Annotated in this window: 16 protein-coding genes; 8 read left to right on the top strand and 8 right to left on the bottom strand. The window is 64.0% G+C overall.

Annotated features, from left to right (window positions below; translation table 11 throughout):
- Positions 1 to 25 precede the first annotated feature (25 nt).
- Positions 26 to 985, top strand: coding sequence for an SDR family oxidoreductase (locus ACZYHG_RS09760; protein ID WP_464613611.1), 960 nt, complete (start codon positions 26 to 28; stop codon positions 983 to 985).
- 24 nt (positions 986 to 1,009) lie between these two features.
- On the opposite strand, the gene ACZYHG_RS09755 is transcribed toward ACZYHG_RS09760, so the two are convergent.
- From ACZYHG_RS09755 to ACZYHG_RS09735, 5 genes are all read right to left on the bottom strand, one after another.
- Complete coding sequence (locus ACZYHG_RS09755) at positions 1,010 to 1,168, bottom strand: DUF3309 family protein (RefSeq protein ID WP_032926532.1); 159 nt, start codon at positions 1,166 to 1,168, stop codon at positions 1,010 to 1,012.
- A gap of 96 nt (positions 1,169 to 1,264) precedes the next feature.
- Positions 1,265 to 4,435, bottom strand: coding sequence for an efflux RND transporter permease subunit (locus ACZYHG_RS09750; RefSeq protein WP_464613610.1), 3,171 nt, complete (start codon positions 4,433 to 4,435; stop codon positions 1,265 to 1,267).
- A gap of 78 nt (positions 4,436 to 4,513) precedes the next feature.
- Positions 4,514 to 5,692 (bottom strand): efflux RND transporter periplasmic adaptor subunit, encoded by a 1,179-nt coding sequence (locus tag ACZYHG_RS09745; protein ID WP_464613609.1) that lies wholly within the window; start codon positions 5,690 to 5,692, stop codon positions 4,514 to 4,516.
- 835 nt (positions 5,693 to 6,527) lie between these two features.
- Positions 6,528 to 7,658 carry a patatin-like phospholipase family protein gene (locus ACZYHG_RS09740; RefSeq protein WP_464613608.1) on the bottom strand — a complete coding sequence of 377 codons (1,131 nt, stop codon included), beginning with the start codon at positions 7,656 to 7,658 and terminating at the stop codon, positions 6,528 to 6,530.
- 211 nt (positions 7,659 to 7,869) lie between these two features.
- The gene (locus ACZYHG_RS09735; protein WP_464613607.1) at positions 7,870 to 8,958 is read right to left on the bottom strand and encodes a citrate synthase/methylcitrate synthase; all 1,089 of its coding nucleotides are present in this window, start codon (positions 8,956 to 8,958) and stop codon (positions 7,870 to 7,872) included.
- Between the two features lie 93 nt (positions 8,959 to 9,051).
- Between ACZYHG_RS09735 and ACZYHG_RS09730 the strand changes: the two genes are divergently transcribed.
- Positions 9,052 to 10,194: a citrate/2-methylcitrate synthase gene (locus tag ACZYHG_RS09730; RefSeq protein WP_464613606.1), complete on the top strand. Its 1,143-nt coding sequence runs from the start codon at positions 9,052 to 9,054 to the stop codon at positions 10,192 to 10,194.
- Between the two features lie 14 nt (positions 10,195 to 10,208).
- Here ACZYHG_RS09730 and ftrA read toward each other — a convergent pair whose 3' ends face one another.
- Complete coding sequence (gene ftrA / locus ACZYHG_RS09725; protein ID WP_464614653.1) at positions 10,209 to 11,222, bottom strand: transcriptional regulator FtrA; 1,014 nt, start codon at positions 11,220 to 11,222, stop codon at positions 10,209 to 10,211.
- 89 nt (positions 11,223 to 11,311) lie between these two features.
- On the opposite strand from ftrA, the gene ACZYHG_RS09720 reads away from it, so the two are divergent.
- Together ACZYHG_RS09720 and ACZYHG_RS09715 are read left to right on the top strand one after the other, a co-directional pair.
- On the top strand, positions 11,312 to 11,731 hold the full coding sequence (locus tag ACZYHG_RS09720; protein WP_464613605.1) for a rhodanese-like domain-containing protein: 420 nt from the start codon (positions 11,312 to 11,314) through the stop codon (positions 11,729 to 11,731).
- Positions 11,732 to 11,789: 58 nt separating this feature from the next.
- Positions 11,790 to 12,257 (top strand): N-acetyltransferase family protein, encoded by a 468-nt coding sequence (locus ACZYHG_RS09715; RefSeq protein WP_464613604.1) that lies wholly within the window; start codon positions 11,790 to 11,792, stop codon positions 12,255 to 12,257.
- A gap of 47 nt (positions 12,258 to 12,304) precedes the next feature.
- Here ACZYHG_RS09715 and phaR read toward each other — a convergent pair whose 3' ends face one another.
- Entirely contained in the window at positions 12,305 to 12,913 is a 609-nt protein-coding gene (gene phaR / locus ACZYHG_RS09710; protein WP_464613603.1) for a polyhydroxyalkanoate synthesis repressor PhaR, read from the bottom strand.
- Between the two features lie 81 nt (positions 12,914 to 12,994).
- Positions 12,995 to 13,174, bottom strand: a complete 180-nt coding sequence (locus ACZYHG_RS09705) for a hypothetical protein (protein ID WP_464613602.1) — start codon at positions 13,172 to 13,174, stop codon at positions 12,995 to 12,997.
- 41 nt (positions 13,175 to 13,215) lie between these two features.
- Here ACZYHG_RS09705 and ACZYHG_RS09700 point away from each other — a divergent pair, with 41 nt between their 5' ends.
- From ACZYHG_RS09700 to ACZYHG_RS09685, 4 genes are all read left to right on the top strand, one after another.
- The gene (locus ACZYHG_RS09700; RefSeq protein ID WP_464613601.1) at positions 13,216 to 14,400 is read left to right on the top strand and encodes an acetyl-CoA C-acetyltransferase; all 1,185 of its coding nucleotides are present in this window, start codon (positions 13,216 to 13,218) and stop codon (positions 14,398 to 14,400) included.
- Between the two features lie 91 nt (positions 14,401 to 14,491).
- Complete coding sequence (gene phbB / locus ACZYHG_RS09695; protein WP_464613600.1) at positions 14,492 to 15,217, top strand: acetoacetyl-CoA reductase; 726 nt, start codon at positions 14,492 to 14,494, stop codon at positions 15,215 to 15,217.
- 170 nt (positions 15,218 to 15,387) lie between these two features.
- Positions 15,388 to 15,690: a hypothetical protein gene (locus ACZYHG_RS09690; protein WP_464613599.1), complete on the top strand. Its 303-nt coding sequence runs from the start codon at positions 15,388 to 15,390 to the stop codon at positions 15,688 to 15,690.
- A 232-nt stretch (positions 15,691 to 15,922) separates the two neighbouring features.
- The gene (locus tag ACZYHG_RS09685) at positions 15,923 to 19,303 is read left to right on the top strand and encodes a helicase-related protein (protein ID WP_464613598.1); all 3,381 of its coding nucleotides are present in this window, start codon (positions 15,923 to 15,925) and stop codon (positions 19,301 to 19,303) included.
- Position 19,304 lies beyond the last annotated feature (1 nt).

The following is a 19,304-nucleotide window of genomic DNA, read 5'->3' as shown; positions in this document are numbered from 1 at the left end:
GCAAGCACCAAGCAGGAGAACTCAAATGACCAAGATCGCAATCCTCGGCGCCAATGGCAGGCTCGGCCGCGTCGTCGGCAAGGCCTTCATCGATGCCGGTTTCGATGTCCGCGCCATCACCCGCACCGGCAAGGTGCCGGCCGAACTCAAGGGCGCCACGGCGGTTGCCGGCGACGCGCTCGACCGTCAATCGCTGACCCGCGCCACCGAGGGCGTCGACATCATCTTCAACGGCCTCAACCCGATCTACACCGACTGGGGCAAGTGCCTGCCGATGGCCGAAAACGTCATGGCCGCCTGCCATGCCAACGGCGCTCTGCATCTCTTCCCCGGCACCGTCTACAATTACGGCTCGCCGATGCCGGCGGTGATCACCGAAGAAACGCCGTTCCAGCCGACGACAGAGAAGGGCCGCATCCGCTGCGCCATGGAGGACCTGTTCCGCCGCGAGGCCGAGGCCGGCCGCGTCCGCACCATCGTTCTGCGGGCCGGCGACTTCTTCGGCGGCACTGGCAGCGGCTCCTGGTTCGACCTGGTCGTCGCCGCCAAGATCGGCAAGGGCACATACACCGCACCCGGCCCGGTCGACCTCGTGCATGAATGGGCCTATCTGCCGGATTTCGCCGTCGGCTTCGTCGCGTTGGCGAAGAATCTCGACAAGCTCGGGTCCTATGAGGCGCTGAACTTTCCGGGCCACGCGGTCACCGATCTGCAGATCAAGGCGGCCGCCGAGAAGGCTGTCGGCCGCCCGCTCAAGATGACCTCGATGCCCTGGTGGGTGCTGCGCGCCGGCAGCCCGTTCGTGGCAATGTGGCGCGAGATCGTCTCCATGTCCTACCTGCGCTTCGAGCCGCATCAACTGGCCTCGACCCGGCTGGAAGGCATCATCGGCGAAATCCCACACACGCCGCTCGATCATGCTGTCGCCGAGGCTCTCAATGATCTTGGCATCGCCACGGTGAGCGGCGTCGCGAAAGCGGCCTGAACGCGATGCTGAGGGCGCGCCGACTTAGAGCCGCCCCATCAGCAGCAACACCAGAACCACCACCAGCACCACGCCAAGAATGCCCGACGGTCCATAGCCCCACGAGCGCGAATGCGGCCAGGCTGGCACCGCGCCGATCAGGACAAGGATCAGGACGATGATGACGATAGTGCTGATCGGCATGAAGAGTTCCCCGCATTTGAATTCGTGTGGGGGAACAATGCAAAAGGCCGCCCGGTTGTTCCGGGCGGCCTTTGCCAGCCTAATTGGGAAGCCTGGCTATTCGGCGGCTTTCGGGAAGGCGATCGCCGGTTCGGTATCCACTGCTGGCGCATCCGAAGAGATCTCGCCCTTGCCGCGCCGGAACAGCCTGCTGAACAAGCCGCGCCGCGCGCCGGGCTTGATCTTGGCGCGGGTGAACACCATCAGCATCGAAGGCGTCACCACCAGCGTCAGCACGGTGGCGAATGACAGGCCGAAGACGATCGCCGAGGACAGCGAAATCCACCATTGCGTCGACGGCGCGTTGATCGTCGTCTCGTGATGGAAGATTTCCAGGCCAAGGCCGAAGGCGATCGGCAGCACGCCGAGGATCGCCGACACCGCGGTCAGCACCACCGGCCGCGCCCGCTCTCGGCAGGTCTGCAGCACAGCCTCCATCTTGTCCCAGCCCTCTTCGCGCAGTCGGTCATAGGTATCGATCAGCACGATGTTGTTGTTGACCACCACGCCGGCCAGCGCGATGACACCGATGCCCGACATGACGATGCCGAACGTCTCGCCTGTTATCAGCAGCCCGAGGAAGACGCCGATCGTTGCCATGACCACGCAGGACAGCACCAGCCAGACACTGGTGAACTTGTTGAACTGCGCCAGCAGCACCAGGAAGATCAGGAAGATCGCCGCACCGAAGGCCTTGCTGAGGAAGGCGCTGGCTTCGGCGCTGTCCTCGTTCGAGCCGGCGAGCTTCCAGCGGATGCCACTGCCGAGATTCATGTCGGTGACGGCCTGGGTAACCTCCTGCTGGACGGCCGCGACCTGCGCGCCGGCGGCAACGTTGGCCTGCACCACCACGGTGCGCGCGCCGTCGATGCGGTTGAGGATGCCGACGCTCGGCTTCGCCTTGCGCACGACGAAGTTCGAGATCGGTACCGATCCTTGCGAGGTCTGCACCCTGAGTTCGTCAAGCGTCGACAGCGTACGCCGGTCCTCCGGCAGCCGCAGCCGGATGTCGACCGCCTTGTCGGCGCCGGCAGGCCGATATTCCGAGAGCTTCAGACCATTGGTGACAAGCTGCACCACCGTTCCGACGGCGGTCGGGCTGATGCCGTATTGCGCTGCCTTGGCGCGGTCGACCTCGATCGCCCAGTCGACGCCGGGCGGCGGCAAACCGTCGGAGATATCGATGACGCCGGGCACCTTGGCGATGCGCGCTGCCACCGCACGCGCCTTCTCATCCAATCCCTTGGGATCGACTGCGGAAAGCCTGATCTGGATCGGCTTGCCGGTCGGCGGGCCGGCTTCCGGCACGCGCACCTCGACATCGACGCCGGGAATGCCGGCCATGACGCCACGCAGATCGTTCAGGATATCGTTCGCCGATTTGCGCTCGCGCCAGTCGATGAATTCGTACTGGATGACGCCGACAACGTCTTCGGGCACATCCTGCCCGCCGCCGTCGGACTTGCCGACACGGGTATAGACGGATTTCACGCCCGGCCAGCCGAGCAGCCGGTTTTCGGCGATCTTGGTCGCGGTATCCATTTCGGCCAGCGAAAGGTTGCCGCGGGCATGCACATAGAGCAGGCCGTAATCCGGCTCCACACTCGGGAAGAACTCGACGCCGGCGCCATACTTCGAATAGCCAACGAAGATACCTGACAGCAGCACCACGGTCAGCACCAGCACGGTGACGGGGAAGCGCACCGCTTGCTTGACGACCGCCATGTACCAGCCGTCGCGATTGTCATTCTCGTGATGCTCCGGTGCCTTGGCGAAGATCGCCCCCAGCGTCGGCGCGAAGACCAGCGCGTAAAGCATCGACGCCGACAGCGTGACGATCAGCGTGATCGGCATGTACTTCATGAAGTCGCCGATGATGCCGGGCCAGAACAGCAGCGGCGAAAAGGCGGCAATGCGCGTCATCGTTGCCGCGATGACCGGACCGGCCATGCGCTTGGCGGCAAGCGCGAAGGCTTCCTGCTTCGGCATGCCTTCGCTCATCCGTCGTTCGGCGAACTCAGTGACGATGATGGCGTCGTCGACCAGCATGCCGACCGCCAGGATCAGGCTGAACAGCACGATCATGTTGATCGTGTAGCCCATCATCGCCAGCAACAGGATGCCGATCAGGAAGGATGACGGGATCGCCAGGCCGATGAGCAGCGAGGCACGGCCGGACAGCGCGTAGAGGATGACGATGAACACCAGGATGACGGCGATCATCACGTGGTTCTGCAGGTCGCCAAGCAGCTGGTTAACGAAGACCGACTTGTCCTGCGTGTAGGTGACGTGCATCCCCTCGGGCATCGTCTTGACGAAGGTGTCGGACACCTCCCGCACCTTGGTCAGCGTGTCGATCAGATTGGCGCCGATGCGCTTCTTGACTTCGATGGCGATGGCCGGCTTGCCGTTCAGGCGCGTGATCGTGGTGGCGTCGGCGAAGGTCGAGCGGATCGTCGCGATGTCCTTGGCCTGCACCACGGCATTGGGGCCAGCGACCACCGGCAAGGACGCCACATCTTCGGGCGTCTCGATCAGCGACGGCACCTTGACGGCGTATTTGCCCTCCGAGCCCTCGATGTTGCCGGCGGCGACAAGGCTGTTGGAAGCGCCGACGGCGCCAATCAGCTGATCCAGCTGCAAGCCGTAGGACGACAGCTTCATCGGATCGATGACGACTTCGACCAGATCGTCGCGTGAGCCCTGCAGCGAGCCTTCGAGAACGCCCGGTACCTCCTCGATGCGGTCACGCAACTCACGTGCCGCGGCGGCCAGTACGCGTTCGGGCAGTTCGCCCGACAGTGTGACGACGAGCACCGGGAATTCGGAAATGTTGACCTCGGTGACGACAGGTTCCTCCGCCGCCTGCGGCAGGTCGGCCTTGCCGTCCTGCACCTTGGAGCGCGTATCTTGCAGCGCCGTCGCCAGGTTCGTCTGCGGCTGGAACTCGACCAGCACATAGCCGCCGCCCTGGAAGGCAGCCGAACGCATTTCCTTGAGGCCTTTGAGGCTCTTCAGCTTGCTTTCCATCGGCCGCAGCAGAAGGCGCTCGGAATCTTCAGGCGAAATGCCTTGATAGATCAGGCTGACATACATCATCGGAATCGGAACGTCGGGTTCCGCTTCCTTCGGCGTCGACTGATAGGCGACCCAGCCTGCAATCAGCAGGAAGACCAGGACCGAGATGGTCAGGCGGGCGTTGTTGATCGCGAGTTTGACGATATCCATGGCTAACGCCTGTCGTTGAATTTCAGGAGCTGCGTCGCAGCCGATTGACCCAGCCCGGGGTATCCGCCGTAGCCAGCGCTACTGCGTCCCACCGGTGGCTTCGCCGATCAGCTTGTTGATGGTCGCCTGGTCGGCTTCGACCGGCTTGACCTCATCGCCTTCCTTCACCAGCTCCTGGCCGGCAACGATGATGCGCGCGTCGGCAGGGATGCCGCCAAGCACGAGGCCGGTCGGCGTGTCGTCAACCAGGTCGATCGGGAAGAACGCCACCTTGTTGTCCTTGCCGACGGCGCGGATACCGAGATCGCCCTTGTCGCCTAGCGTCACCACCGAACGCGGCAAAAGGACTGCGTCGGTCGGCAATGCGCTGAGCTGGATTTCCGCCGTCATGCCGGCCGGCACGGAGCCGTCGCCATTGGGAATGGCGACCTCGACGCGGAAGGTGCGGGTCGCCGACGATGCGTCGCGGCTGATATAGCGCACCGTGCCTTCGACGGTCTGGCCGCTGACCAGCCGCACATTGGCCTTGTCGCCGATCTTGAGATAGCCGAGGTCGCGCTCGCTGATCTCGCCGCGCGCGATCACCGGATCGAGCTTGAGGATGGTCGCCACCTCACCGCCCTGCATCACCGAACTGCCGAGTTCCACCGGCACGCGATCGATGACGCCATCGAAGGGCGCCTTCACTTCGTTGCGGTCAAGCTCGGCCTGCGCGGTATCCAGCTGCGATTGCGCCAGGGTCAGATTGGAGCGGGCGGTGTCGAGCTGCAGCTTGGGCAAATTGCCAGTCTTCATCAGCCGCAGCGACGCGTCCAGCTCGGCTTGCCGTTGCGCGACAAGCTGCCTGGCATTGTCGCGCATCGAGATCTTTTCCTCGGCGGCCAGCATCAGCACCAGATCGCCGGTCTTGACGTGGTCGCCTTGCTTGACCGGAAGCTTTTCGATGACGCCGGCGACGCGGGTGGCAAGCACGGCGCGCTTGTCGGCCTCGGTCAGCCCGGAGATGCGGATGGCGCGCGCATAGGTCTTGCGTGGCGGTGTCACCACCGCGACGGTGCGCAGCGGCGCCTTTGGCTCGGCTTCAGCGGCCTTCGGCTTGCTCGCATCCGGCGGCGTCTTGCCCTGCTCGACCTCGGCCGCCTTGGCCTTGTTGGCCGCTACGCTGCCGACCGACGAGAACTCACCTGTCCCCATCCAGGCCGCGAAACCAATGAGCACCACAATGGCTGCAAGCTTGTGAAACCTGATTCTCGGCATCGTCGTTTTTTCCGTTGCGGGTTCGGCCAGCACCGCGCCTTGATGACGCGGGCGCGTCGCCGATATGGGTGCGCGCCTGACCGTGTTCAAATTGCCGTGATAGGCGAGCGCGCTTCTACATCAAAGTTGCACCGCAATATAGTCCGAAAGTTGCAGCAGCATTGCGTAGTCGGGCAGAGTGTGGCCGCCGCGAAACTGTTCTCAACTTGCTAAAATACCTGCGGAACGGGTTCGCAGCCGGCTCACGATCCACCTTACATTGCCAGTCCCGAATGACCGATCTGTCATTGCGTACCGGAAGCGCGTCGCGCACCGCGATACAGCCGCCACTGCCCGCCGGATTCTCTATACGGAGCTGAACTTTGGCCTGCGCGCAAGATCATTTTCGGTCAGCGAACGACATCAAACTCCACCACAGTAGCGTGCGGCCAATGTCTTGTAATTGCTTTTAAAATGGCAAATAACGTCCGTGCCGTCGGGCTCGCCCGGAGGCCAGTTCGTTGACATAGAACCCGGCGTCGAGAAGGTTGACACCTATCGCACCGGAATGTCCTGGGATAGGCGTGGCCCACCAGTTCGTGAGGTGACGCGAACACCCTGCCGCTGCGAAGACTCGGACTATTTTCCATGTCATTCGCAGGGCCGGTGTCTACAGTTCCGTTTGCGATTGCCCAGCGACAGCACGCGGCCTCGTCTAGACGTCGGTGGCAGCAGGCGTCAGCATGATGAGCTGTCCTCCGCACGCAAAGGTTGCCGCCTTGCCGGATCGCCCTGGCCGGCAATAGCCGGGCAGCGCGTGACGAAGATCGGCCACCGCCCTCCGCATCTGACGGGTTCAGGCCCGCCGGCGCTCCGCTTCCGGGTTCTTGCGTGCTGCAAGAAACTCCTTCACCCGGCGACCTGGTGCCGGCCCTCGCACCGGCTTGAAGCCGTCGTCGAGTTCGCCGGAGAGATCGAGCGTCGGCCGCTTGCCGACCGCGTCGTAATTCTCCTCCAGCCAGTCGCTGGCCGCCGTGCGGCCAAGATCTCTGAGATAGGTCAAAAAAGCCCATTCGGCATTGACCTTGGACGACGCCGACAGGTCCTTGAACGCGTCGTCGGCATCGATTCGGTGCATGCGGATGTCGCGGTATTCGCCATGTGGCAGCCGGCCGGCGGCGATCAGTTCCTTGACGAAGGCGATCGAGCGGAATTCGCGCAGCAGCCCGGCGTTGAAGGTGATCTCGTCGATGCGGTTCTGGATCTCGTTGGCGCTCTTTGGTGTTCCCTCGCGCACCACCGGATTGATCTGCACCAGGAGCACGTCCTCGGTTTCCGCCGTCTTGAAGAACGGGAACAGCGCCGGATTGCCGCCATAGCCGCCATCCCAATAGGGCACGCCCTTGATCTCGACGGCGCGGAACAGTTGCGGCAGGCAGGCCGAGGCCATCACTGTGTCGAGGTCGATCTCGCCGTCGGAAAACACCCGCAATTGCCCGGTCTCGACATTGGTCGCCGAAATGAACAGTTCCATCGACTTGCAGGCGCCGACATTTTTGAAATCGATCTCCTGCTGCACCACGTCGCGCAGCGGATTGAGGCCAAGCGGGTTGGCGACATAGGGCGAAAACACCCGCGACATGGTGTCGAAGACGACGTAGCCCGGCGTGTTTTCGATCGACCAATTGCCCCAGGCGACATCCCACGGCATGCGCTGCACCGGGCTGAACCGGCCCTTCGCCGCCACCGCGCGCCAGAAATCATCGAGCTTCTTGCGCGCGCCCTCGACCCCGCCGCGCACATATCCGTCGGCCAGCGCCACCGCGTTCATTGCGCCGGCGCTGGTGCCGGAGACGGCCGATATCTCCAGTCTGCCGTCCTCCAGCAGCCGATCGAGCACGCCCCATGAAAAGGCGCCGTGCGAGCCGCCGCCCTGAAGCGCGATGTTGATCTTCTTCTTTTCCTCCGCCTTGCCGTTCTTGGTCATGGCGTTCCTGTCATCCTTATGCGCCAGCCTACCCCAACGTCATTGAAGGGATGCAGCGGTCGGCGACTTATGTTGCAGCGCAGCATATAAGGACGGACCAAGGCAAGAACACGAACACGGTCGCGTGATCACATGAAATTTCGGTCATGCGAAAAAGGCGCCTCCGCTTCGATGCGGAGAGGCTTCGGGTCTTTCGAAACAGAATTGAACTTCAGGCGACGAGGTCCGGTACCGGGCCGACATAGCGCGATTGCGGACGGATCAGCCGCCCGGTCGTCTGCTGCTCGCGCGCATGCGCGATCCAGCCGGCAACGCGCCCTGCGGCAAAGACATTGCTGAAAGCCTGCGGCGGAAAACCCGCCGCTTCCAGCACGAGTGCGGTGTAGAACTCGACATTGGTCTGCAGCGCGCGCTGCGGCTTGGCGATCCGCAGTACTTCGAGCGCCGTCTGCTCAACCTTCTCGGCGAAGGCCAGCCGACGGCCGGTCTCACCCTCGCTGCCGAGCTGCCGCACCACCGCCTTCAGCACATCGGCGCGCGGATCGCGCACGCGGTAGATGCGATGGCCGAAACCCATGATGCGCCTTCCCTGCGCGATCTCGTCGCGCAGCCAGCCGGCCGCGTCGCCATGCGCCTGGATCGCATCGAGCATCTCGATCACCGGGCCGGGCGCGCCGCCATGCAGCGGTCCCTTGAGCGCGCCGAGCCCGGCCAGCACGGACGATGTCAGGCCGGCCAGTGTCGAGGCGACGACGCGGGTGGCGAAGGTCGAGGCGTTGAGGCCGTGGTCGCAGACGGTCACCAGATAGGTGTCGAGCGCTTTTGCCAAGGCCGGCAACGGAACGGAACCGCTCAGGATGCGCAGCATGTCGGCGGCATGACCGGCCTTGCCATCTGGTGCAATCGGCGGCTCGCCGCGCTGCAGGCGCAGCAAGGCGGGCGTCAGAACCGCCGGTGCCGCGATCAGCCGTAGCGCGTCGGTCAGGGTCTCGCCATCCGGTAGCAGCGCCATGCCGGCGCGCATGGCGCTGTAGATTTCAAGCGGCGCCAGCAAGGGCAGCGAAGACTGGAGCCGGTCGAAGACTTCGACCCGAGCCTCACCCAGTTTCGCCGCCAGTTCGGCGTCGTCAGGCAAATCCTCGAAGAAGCCATCGAGCAGCAGGCGAACGACTTGCGGATAGGTCCATCGTCCGGCCAGTTCGGGCAGCGAATGACCCCGGATTGTCAGGCGGCCGCCCAGACCATCCACATCGGAAAGCACGGTTTCCGCCGCCACCACATCATCGAGCCCATTCGCCATAGACTTGTCTCCTTGAAGCTTTTCCGGATCGGAGATAAGGCTGTGAAACGCTTCCATCAATCTTGATCAATAGAATCAATATCAGAGCCAAAAATGTCGGAATGGTTGTCGCGGGAAGAGGCGCTGGAGAGACTTCGGGTGAGGCCGCAGACGCTCTACGCCTATGTCAGCCGCGGCCGCATCGGCATGCGTCCGGACAGGGCCGATCCGCGCCGCAGCGAATATCGCGCCGATGATATCGCCGCACTGGCAACGCGAAGGGCGCGCGGACGCAGCCCTTCGGCCATCGCGGAAAGCGCGATTGCCTGGGGCGAGCCATCGATCGTCACCTCGATCTCAACCGTTTGGCATGGCCAGCTGATCTATCGGGGCAAGGACGCCACTGCGCTGTCCGATCTTGCCACGCTGGAAGAGACCGCCGCCGTGCTTTGGGCCTTGCCTGAACCGGTTCGCTTCGGAACGCCGTCGCCAGATGCGCCTCGCCAGCTCGGCCGCGCCTCGGCCTTTGCGCAACTCGCCTTGCTTGCCGGTCAGGCACGGCCTTCGCTTGGGCGCAGCGCCGCCTTGCTGTGCGCTGACGCCGCGCGCGCGATCGGCGTGCTGGCCGGTGCCCTCGGTGCCGAGACCGGACCGGATCCCGTGCATCGACGATTGGCGCGAGGCTGGTCGGTCGATGAAGGCGGTGCCGAAGCCATCCGGCGCGCCCTTGTGCTGGTCGCCGATCACGAACTCAACGCATCGACGTTCGCGGCCCGTGTTGCCGCCTCCACTGGCGCCTCGCCCGCCGCTTGCCTGCTGGCGGGCCTCGCAACACTTTCCGGCCCTAGACACGGTGGCGCCGGCGAAGCCGTGATGCAACTGGCGGAGGACGCGGCGCGGCATGGCGCCGATGCCACGATCCGGCGGTGGCTCGGTCATGACCGGCCACTGCCTGGCTTCGGCCATCAACTCTATCCCGAGGGCGATCCCAGGGCCACGGCGCTTCTGGCGGCCATCGACAACACCGACGAGACGTTGCGGTCGCTGGAAACCGCCGCCATTGCCGCGACCGGCTCCCACCCGAATATCGACTTTGCCCTGGCAGTGCTGACGCGCAGCTTGGGGTTGCCACGCGATGCGCCGTTCCACCTGTTCGCGCTTGGACGCAGCGTCGGCTGGGCCGCGCACATGGTCGAGCAGATCGTCAGCGGCAGCATCATCCGGCCGCGCGGCCGCTATGAGGGGCTGTTGCCCTGACAGCGCAGAAATCGTCAGGCGGACTTGGCATTGGTCCCGAACCGCGCCCGATACGCGGCGGGCGTCGTGGCGAACTGCTGACGGAAGTGATGCCGCAGCGTGCCAGCGGCGCCAAATCCGGCGGTCTCGGCAATCCGCTCGATCGGCATGGCGGTATCTTCCAGCAGCGCGCGCGCCCGCGAAAGCCGTTCCGAGAGCAGCCAGCGCGCCGGTGTGACGCCGGTCGCGGCGGCGAACCGGCGCAGGAATGTCCGCTCGCTCATCCCGGCCAGGTCGGCCAGGACAGCGACGGGATAGTCGGCGGAAATATCGGCGCGCATTCTGTCGATCAAAGGCCCGAGCCGGCTGCGCTCGTGAGGCTCCGGAACGGAACTCTCGACATATTGCGCCTGGCCGCCGTCGCGGTGCGGCGGCACCACCAGGCGTCGCGCCACCATGTTAGCCGCCTTGGTGCCGAAATCGCGTCGAACCAGATGCAGGCAGAGATCAATGCCCGCAGCACTTCCGGCCGATGTCAGGACATTTCCCTCATCGATGTACAAAACGTCAGGGACGACGGTGATGTCGGGGTACAGCTCCCTCAGTCTTTCACTGTAGCGCCAATGCGTGGTTGCCTTCTTGCCTGCAAGCAGGCCCGACGCGGCAAGCACGAAGACACCCGAGCAGATGGACAGGATGCGTGCGCCCCGCCCGCTGGCCTTCCGGAGCGCTTCGATCAGCAAAAGCGGCACAGGAGCCTCTGCTCCGCGCCATCCGGGCACGATCACCGTGTCGGCCTGATCGATCAGATCCGGTCCACCGTCGGCGACGATGCGCACGCCGCCCAAGGCGCGCATTTCACCGGGGTCGATCCCGGCAACCGCGAAACGGTACCAATCCCCGCCCATTTCCGGCCTGGGCAAGGCGAAGACTTCAACCACCACGCCGAACTCGAAGGTGCACAAGCCGTCATAGGCAACTGCAACGACAAGGGGGTTGGTAGGGGGCGGGTTCGCTGGAGGTGGATTGGCGGGAAGCACATTTGGCATGATCTTGACGATATATGGCAAAGCTGCCAGCTGCAATCACCCCGCCCGGTGCTTTATCTCTCCGTCGCATCAGCAATGGAGATACGAGGATGAGCTACGTGACAGACATTCCGGTGGCATCGCCGGAAATCGCCCGGGACCACTTTTTACGCCGGCTTTCCGTCGAGACCGACTGTTCCGACGTCGCAGCAGCGCTGCGCGGCCGAGAGCCGGATTTTGTCCTTCTACATGTGGTCGGTTCGCCTAGTGCCTATGAGCACCGCCATGTGCCCGGCGCGCTGCATCTGCCGCACCGCGACATCTCGGCTGAGCGGATGGAAGAATGGCCGGCAGGCACGCTGTTCGTCGTCTATTGCGCCGGACCGCATTGCAATGGCGCGGATCGGGCTGCCTTCAAACTGGCCAGCCTCGGCCTGCCGGTCAAGATCATGATCGGTGGCATTTCAGGCTGGCAGGACGAGGATCTCCCCTTCGCTTCAGGCAAGGAGCCTGGTGTCTTGCCCGCATGATCGCCAGCCCCAGGCCCGTGCGCCAACCAGACAAGATCGGCAACGAGGACAAAAGGACATGCGCAAAGCGGCGATTACCGTCCGTCCGTTCGAGCGGCGGGATGTCGGCGCGGTGCTGGTCCTCATGCGGGCACTCGCGGTCTTCGAGGGCTATGACGACAAGTTCCGCGTCACCGAGGCCGACCTGATCACGCATGGGCTGGGGCCATCGCCCCGCTTCGGTGTGTTCGTGGCGGAGCGAGAGGACGTTATCGTCGGCATCGCCGTCCACTACATCATCCCCTGGACTTGCGATCTGAAGCCGGTCGTCTGGCTTAAGGAACTCTATGTCGCCGAGGCGGGGCGCGGCATGTCGGTCGGCCATCTGCTTGTTGAACGGCTTCGCCGGTACGCTGCGGACATCGGCGCATCCGCCGTCAAATGGGCGGTGCTGAAATCCAACATGCCGGCCAAGGCTTTCTATCGCTCGCTCGACGGGCGGGCCGACGAGATCTGGGAATTGTGGCAGATGACGATCGATGGGTAACGCATGGCCGGATTTGACCTAACCGCCACGCCTGACCGGCTGCCTGCTCACGACATCGTGTCGAGCTTGCGCTGCATGGCCGCGATCTGGCTCTTCAGCTCCTGAAGGTCGTCGGATTTCTCCGGCGTTTCCTTCTTGGCCGGCTCGGCGGGAGCCGCGGCTGGCGTGGAGCCAGCTGGCGGGAACGGCGTGAACAGCCGCATCGCATTCTGGAACATTTCCATGTTGCGGCGCGTCTGCTCTTCCAGCGCCTTGATCGGCGTCGCAATCTTCATCACGTCGAGCGGCGACTTGCCGATGGCGCCCTTCATCTGCTCGCGAAAGCGCTCCTGCTCCTTGGAAAAGGCCAGCATCGACTGTTCGAGGAAGCTCGGCACGATCATCTGCATCTGGTCGCCATAATAGGCGATCAACTGGCGCAGGAACGGGATCGGCAGCATGTTCTGCCCATCCTTGTTCTCCAGCTCGAAAATGATCTGCGTCAGCACCGGATGCGTGATGTCATCGCCGGTCTTGGCGTCCTGGACAGTGAACTCCTCGCCCTTCTTGACCATCTCGGCCAGATCCTCGAGCGTCACATAGGTGCTCGTCCCCGTATTATAGAGGCGGCGATTGGCGTATTTCTTGATAATGATCGGATCGTCTTTTGCGGCCATCTGCATCCTCCCCGGACACCGGCACGCCTGAGTAAGCAGCCGGTAACGATTGCGCCCTTTTTAAGGATATGCGCAAAAGCCTCATAATTCCAAGCAGTTTGTGCAGTGCGGGATCACATAATGCTGCATAGCAGGCAAAATATGCTGCGCAGCAGCGGCCGGCACGCCGGCACGGCGATGCGCGACCTGCTTGCGGCGCATGGGCGCCATGCCCATTTCCGGTTTGACTTGGATCATGGAAAGGGCAAGAAAAGTCGCCAACAATGCCCAAAAACACGACAGCTCGAAGTCTGGAGAAGAAAATGTCCTCTGCCAATTCCATCGTTGTCGCCAGTGCCGCGCGCACGGCCGTCGGCTCCTTCAACGGTGCTTTCGCGGCCACCCCGGCGCATGAACTCGGCGCCGTCGTCATCAAGGAACTTTTGTCGCGCGCCGGTGTCGAGGCCGCCGAAGTCGACGAGGTGATCCTCGGTCAGGTGCTGACCGCCGCCCAGGGCCAGAACCCGGCCCGCCAGGCCTCGATCATTGCCGGTCTGCCCAAGGAAACCACCGCCTGGGGCCTCAACCAGGTTTGCGGCTCGGGCCTGCGCGCCATCGCGCTCGGCATGCAGCAGATCGCCACCGGTGACGCCAAGGTGATCATCGCCGGCGGCCAGGAATCGATGTCGCTGTCGCCACACGCCGAGCACCTGCGCGCCGGCGTCAAGATGGGCGACTACAAGATGATCGACACCATGATCAAGGACGGGCTGTGGGATGCCTTCAACGGCTATCACATGGGCAACACCGCCGAGAACGTCGCGCGCCAGTTTCAGATCACGCGTGACGACCAGGACCAGTTCGCGCTCGCCTCGCAGAACAAGGCCGAGGCCGCGCAGAAGGCCGGCAAGTTCAAGGATGAGATCGTTGCCTTCACCATCAAGGGCAAGAAGGGCGACACCATTGTCGACCAGGACGAATACATCCGCCACGGCGCAACGATCGATGCCATGACCAAGCTGAAACCGGCCTTCGACAAGGACGGCACGGTGACCGCCGCCAACGCTTCCGGCATCAATGACGGCGCGGCCGGCGCGCTGCTGATGAGCGAAGCGGAGGCTGTAAGGCGCGGCATCACCCCGCTGGCGCGCATCGCGTCCTGGGCGACCGCCGGCGTCGATCCGGCGATCATGGGCACCGGACCCATTCCCGCCTCGCGCAAGGCACTGGAGAAGGCCGGCTGGTCGGTCGGCGATCTCGATCTGGTTGAAGCCAACGAGGCCTTTGCCGCCCAGGCCTGTGCCGTCAACAAGGACATGGGCTGGGATCCCTCGATCGTCAACGTGAATGGCGGCGCCATCGCCATCGGCCATCCCATCGGCGCCTCGGGCGCCCGCATCTTCAACACGCTGGTCTTCGAGATGCGCCGCCGCGGCGCCAAGAAGGGCCTCGCCACGCTCTGCATCGGCGGCGGCATGGGCGTCGCCCTGTGCATCGAAGCACTCTGACAAAAACATAAAGATGGGCGGCGCAAGCCGCCCGTTTCCTATCCAGTGCCTGCCAAGCCCGACAACAGGGCGATTCAAAAAGGGGAAATGCATGACCAAGGTTGCAATCGTCACGGGTGGATCGCGCGGCATCGGCGCGGCGATCTCGATCGCTTTGAAAAACGCCGGCTATTCGGTCGCCGCGAACTATGCCGGCAATGACGAGGCGGCGGCGAAGTTCAAAGCCGAGACCGGCATTCCAACCTACAAATGGTCGGTCGCCGATTATGACGCTTGCGCCGCCGGCATCAGAAAGGTCGAGGCCGACCTCGGCCCAGTCTCGGTGCTGGTCAACAATGCCGGCATTACCCGCGACGCCATGTTCCACAAGATCACGCGCGAGCAGTGGAAAGAGGTCATCGACACCAATCTGTCCGGCGTCTTCAACATGACGCATCCGCTGTGGGGCGGCATGCGCGACCGCAAGTTCGGCCGCGTCATCACCATCTCCTCGATCAACGGCCAGAAAGGCCAGGCCGGCCAGGTCAACTATTCCGCCGCCAAGGCCGGTGACATCGGCTTCTCGAAGGCGCTGGCGCAGGAAGGTGCCCGTGCGGGCATCACCGTGAACGTCATCTGCCCCGGCTACATCGCCACCGAAATGGTCAAGGCGATCGACGAGAAGGTGCTCAACGAGCGCATCATCCCGCAGATCCCGGTCGGCCGCCTCGGCGAACCCGAAGAGATCGCGCGCTGCGTCGTCTTCCTCGCTTCCGAGGATGCCGGCTTCATCACCGGCTCGACCATAACGGCCAATGGCGGCCAGTACTTCGCCTGAGACATTCAACGGCTTCTGACTGTAACGAGCGGACCGGGAAGCCGGTCCGTTTTTATCTGATGCTTTGGACAAAACGCTCTGGTGCGGAGCGATGATCCAATCCGGCATGCAAAGGTTAACGGCGGCGGCGCCGCCTGTGCGAACCCTGTGGTCAAGCCTGTGGATTGTCGGTGGATAAGCTGTTCAAAACCCGAGATATTGAGGGAACAAACCGGGAAAATACCGCCGGTGCTGCTTTGTCGCCGATTCGTTCCGGCTCTGAGCGGAAATTAACGTTAATGGCCCGGAATCATCTGCAATTCCTTAACACCAAATTCAGAAAGATTAACAATTTCATAATCTTGGGCGAAGGGCATCGAGCCATTTCCCTCGTTTCCCGGCAAAGGTTAAGGACGAAGATCGCCCAGCATAAAACGGGCCAGTTCGGCGATTCAGCATGTGGTGAGACTCACGGTCACGAAATCCACATGTAGCCGTGAACAAAAGCTGAATCTGTGGGAGTCACTGATTCGTCGCCGTTTCGTTCCAGACTCGTTCCAACTCTTAATCAGCGACCATTTTGGAGCTTGACACAGACCCTTCTCGCCGCCGACGGAACATTCCGCTTTCGCTTTCCCCCCGAAATCCCTATGTGTCGCCTGTCATACGCGCCACCCAAGGCACGCTCCCGACAAACAGAGGCCAGAAAGCCTTATTTCCAGACCGATGAACATCCAGCCGAAACACACCGAGCCGCTGATCCTGTCGGGCCGCGACGTGACCGCCGTGCTTGGGCCGACCAACACCGGCAAGACCCATCTGGCCATTGAGCGCATGGTGGCGCACGAAACCGGCGTGATCGGCCTGCCGCTCAGGCTGCTGGCCCGGGAAGTCTACGCCCGTGTCTGCGAGAAGGTCGGTGCCCACAAGGTCGCGCTGATCACCGGCGAGGAGAAGATCCAGCCGCCGGGTGCGAAATATTCGGTCTGCACAGTCGAGGCCATGCCGCGCCAGACTGACGCCGCCTTCGTCGCCATCGACGAGGTACAGCTCGCCGGCGACCTCGAGCGCGGCCACATCTTCACCGACCGCATCCTGCATCTGCGCGGCCGGCAGGAAACGCTGCTCTTGGGCGCGGCCACCATGCACGGCATTCTGCAGCGCCTGCTGAAGGGCGTCTCGGTGGTGACGCGGCCGCGGCTGTCGCATCTCGCCTATGCCGGTTCGAAGAAGCTGACCCGCCTGCCGCGGCGTACCGCGATCGTCGCCTTCTCCGCCGACGAGGTCTATGCCATCGCTGAGCTGATCCGTCGCCAGCAGGGCGGAGCGGCCGTCGTGCTCGGTGCGCTCTCGCCACGCACCCGCAACGCACAGGTGGCGCTGTTCCAGTCGGGCGATGTCGACTATCTCATTGCCACCGACGCCATCGGCATGGGCCTCAACCTTGATCTCGACCATGTCGCCTTTGCCCAGAATCGCAAATTCGACGGCTATCAGTATCGCAATCTGACGGCTGCTGAACTCGGCCAGATCGCCGGTCGTGCCGGCCGTCATCTGCGCGACGGCACTTTTGGCGTCACCGGCCAGGTCGATCCGCTCGACGAGGACCTGGTCAAGAAGATCGAAGGCCATGATTTCGAGCCGGTGAAGGTGCTGCAGTGGCGCACCGCCCATTTCGATTTCGCCAGCCTCGATGCGCTGAAGCGCTCGATCGAGACCAATGCGCCTGTCGAGGGGCTGACGCGCGCGCTGCCGGCGGTCGATGCGCAGGCGCTTGAATATCTGTCACGCGATGGAGATATCCGCGCGCTCGCCACCGATGCCAAGCGCGTGGCGCTGCTGTGGGAAGCGTGCGCGCTCCCCGATTACAGGAAGATCGCTCCGGCCCAGCATGCCGATCTCATCGCCTCGATCTACATGGACCTCGCCCGCCATGGCCATGTCGACGAAAACTACATGGCCGAGCAGGTGCGCCGCGCCGACACAACCGAAGGCGACATCGACACGCTGTCGCACCGCATCGCCCAGATCCGCACCTGGACATTCGTGTCGAACCGGCCCGGCTGGCTGGCCGATCAGGCACACTGGCAGGAAAAGACGCGCGAAATCGAAGACAGACTGTCGGATGCGCTGCATGAACGGTTGACGAAACGCTTCGTAGACCGCAGGACTTCCGTCCTCATGCGGCGCCTTAGAGAAAATACCATGCCTGAAGCCGAAATTAGCCCTACCGGAACCGTCCTTGTCGAAGGCCATCACGTCGGCGAGTTGCAAGGGTTCCGCTTCACCGCCGACCAGACCGCCGGCGGCGAAGACGCCAAGGCCGTGCGCACCGCCGCGCAAAAAGCGCTGGCCGCTGAGTTCGAGGCGCGCGCCGAACGTTTCGGCGCTTGCGCCAATGGCGACCTCGCGCTTGGCTCGGATGGCACACTGCGCTGGATCGGCGCGCCGATCGGCACGCTGGTTTCAGGCGAGGACGCGCTGAAGCCCCGCCTCATATTGCTGGCAGACGAACAGCTGACCGGCCCGGCGCGCGACAAGGTCGCCGCGCGCGCCGAACGTTTCGTCAATTTCCAGATCGAGTCCCTGCTGAAGCCGCTGGTCGACTTGAAGAACGCCGACCAGATTTCCGGCATCGGTCGTGGCATCGCCTTCCAGCTGGTCGAGAATTTCGGCCTCATCAACCGCCGTGACATCGCCGAGGAGATGAAGTCGCTCGACCAGGAAGGTCGCGCGGCGCTTCGCCGGCTTGGCGTCCGCTTCGGCGCCTACCATGTCTTCGTGCCGGCGCTGATCAAGCCCGCACCCGCCGGACTGGTGACCTTGCTGTGGGCACTGAAGAACGACGGCAAGGACAAGCCGGGATTTGGCGACGTCGTCCATGCGCTGGCGTCGGGCCGCACTTCGGTGGTCATCGACCCAACCTTCGACAAGGCCTTCTACAAGCTCGCCGGCTACCGCAATCTCGGCCGCCGCGCCGTGCGCATCGACATATTGGAGCGGCTGGCCGATCTGATCCGTCCGGCGACCAACTGGAAGCCCGGCCTCGGCCAGCGCCCTGACGGCGCTTATGACGGCCAGTCCTTCATGGTGACGCCGCCGATGATGTCGATCCTCGGCGCCACCGCCGACGACATGGAAGAGATCTTGAAGGGCCTGGGCTATCGCGCCGAGCCGAAGCCGCCGGCCGAGGTCAAGGCGCGGCTCGAAGCGCAGGACACCGCCGCACGGGAAGCCGCCGCTTCAAAGCTTGCGGCGGAAGAGGCCGGTCGCGCCGAGCAGGCCAAGGCAGCCGAAGCGGTCGCAATCGATACAGCTGCGGAGGCCTCCGTCGAGGGTTCGGAACCGGCCGTTGCCGTGGAGGCCGCCGTCGAAACTCCAGCCGAAATCATCGCCGAAACGGCAGCAGAGCCTGTCGCGGAAGAGCAGGCGGAAGCTCCGGCCGAGGAAGGGCCTGCAACGGAGGCTGTCGCCGCTGCTGCTGAACCTGCCGCCGAGCCAGAGGCGGAAGCCGAATCTGCCGAGTCCGCACCGATGGAGCCTGTTGCCGAAGCTGCGCCGGCAACGGAAGCGGTTTCGGACGAGCCTGCCGTGGTGGTCGAGGCGCCCACTGACGCGCCCGCCGCGGAAGCCGAAGCGCCCAAGCCGATCCTGCTGTGGCGTCAGGGCCGCTTCGAACAGCGTCCGCGCCATCACGAAGGCCGCAACAACCGCCAGCGCACCGGACAAGCGCGTGGACGCGGCAATGCACCGGCCGATGCGGCTGGCGGACCGGCCACGGCTGCACCGGGAGAACGTCCCGCCCATGAAGGGCGGCGCGACGGTGCCGCCAAGCCGCGCTTCGACCGCTCGAAGTTCAAGCCCAAGCCGGCCGCCGAAGGCGAACCGCGCCGCGAGGGCCGCCCGCAGGGCGAGCGTCCTGAACGCCGCGAGGGTCGGCCTGACTGGAAGGGTGGCAGGCCGGACGGTAAGGGTGGCCCCGATCGCGGCAAGGGCGGCGCAAAGCCGGCCTTCCAGCCGAAGCCGCGCGAGGAGCGCCCGGTGCGCTTCGATCCGGACTCACCCTTCGCCAAGCTCGCCGCCTTGCGCGACCAGCTGAAGAAGTAAA

Source organism: Mesorhizobium subarcticum, assembly GCF_055456085.1.
The sequence above is the reverse complement of the archived record's forward strand: the minus strand, read 5'-3'. Positions and strand labels throughout refer to the sequence as shown.

Coding starts and splice junctions, on each gene's coding strand:
- ACZYHG_RS09735 (WP_464613607.1), bottom strand. CDS start 8,958: ATGGCGAATGGGCTCGATGATGTGGTGGCGGCGGAAACCGTGCTTTCC.
- ACZYHG_RS09730 (WP_464613606.1), top strand. CDS start 9,052: ATGTCGGAATGGTTGTCGCGGGAAGAGGCGCTGGAGAGACTTCGGGTG.
- ACZYHG_RS09685 (WP_464613598.1), top strand. CDS start 15,923: ATGAACATCCAGCCGAAACACACCGAGCCGCTGATCCTGTCGGGCCGC.
- ACZYHG_RS09760 (WP_464613611.1), top strand. CDS start 26: ATGACCAAGATCGCAATCCTCGGCGCCAATGGCAGGCTCGGCCGCGTC.
- ACZYHG_RS09750 (WP_464613610.1), bottom strand. CDS start 4,435: ATGGATATCGTCAAACTCGCGATCAACAACGCCCGCCTGACCATCTCG.
- phaR (WP_464613603.1), bottom strand. CDS start 12,913: ATGGCCGCAAAAGACGATCCGATCATTATCAAGAAATACGCCAATCGC.
- phbB (WP_464613600.1), top strand. CDS start 14,492: ATGACCAAGGTTGCAATCGTCACGGGTGGATCGCGCGGCATCGGCGCG.
- ACZYHG_RS09720 (WP_464613605.1), top strand. CDS start 11,312: ATGAGCTACGTGACAGACATTCCGGTGGCATCGCCGGAAATCGCCCGG.
- ACZYHG_RS09700 (WP_464613601.1), top strand. CDS start 13,216: ATGTCCTCTGCCAATTCCATCGTTGTCGCCAGTGCCGCGCGCACGGCC.
- ftrA (WP_464614653.1), bottom strand. CDS start 11,222: ATGCCAAATGTGCTTCCCGCCAATCCACCTCCAGCGAACCCGCCCCCT.
- ACZYHG_RS09745 (WP_464613609.1), bottom strand. CDS start 5,692: ATGCCGAGAATCAGGTTTCACAAGCTTGCAGCCATTGTGGTGCTCATT.
- ACZYHG_RS09740 (WP_464613608.1), bottom strand. CDS start 7,658: ATGACCAAGAACGGCAAGGCGGAGGAAAAGAAGAAGATCAACATCGCG.
- ACZYHG_RS09715 (WP_464613604.1), top strand. CDS start 11,790: ATGCGCAAAGCGGCGATTACCGTCCGTCCGTTCGAGCGGCGGGATGTC.
- ACZYHG_RS09755 (WP_032926532.1), bottom strand. CDS start 1,168: ATGCCGATCAGCACTATCGTCATCATCGTCCTGATCCTTGTCCTGATC.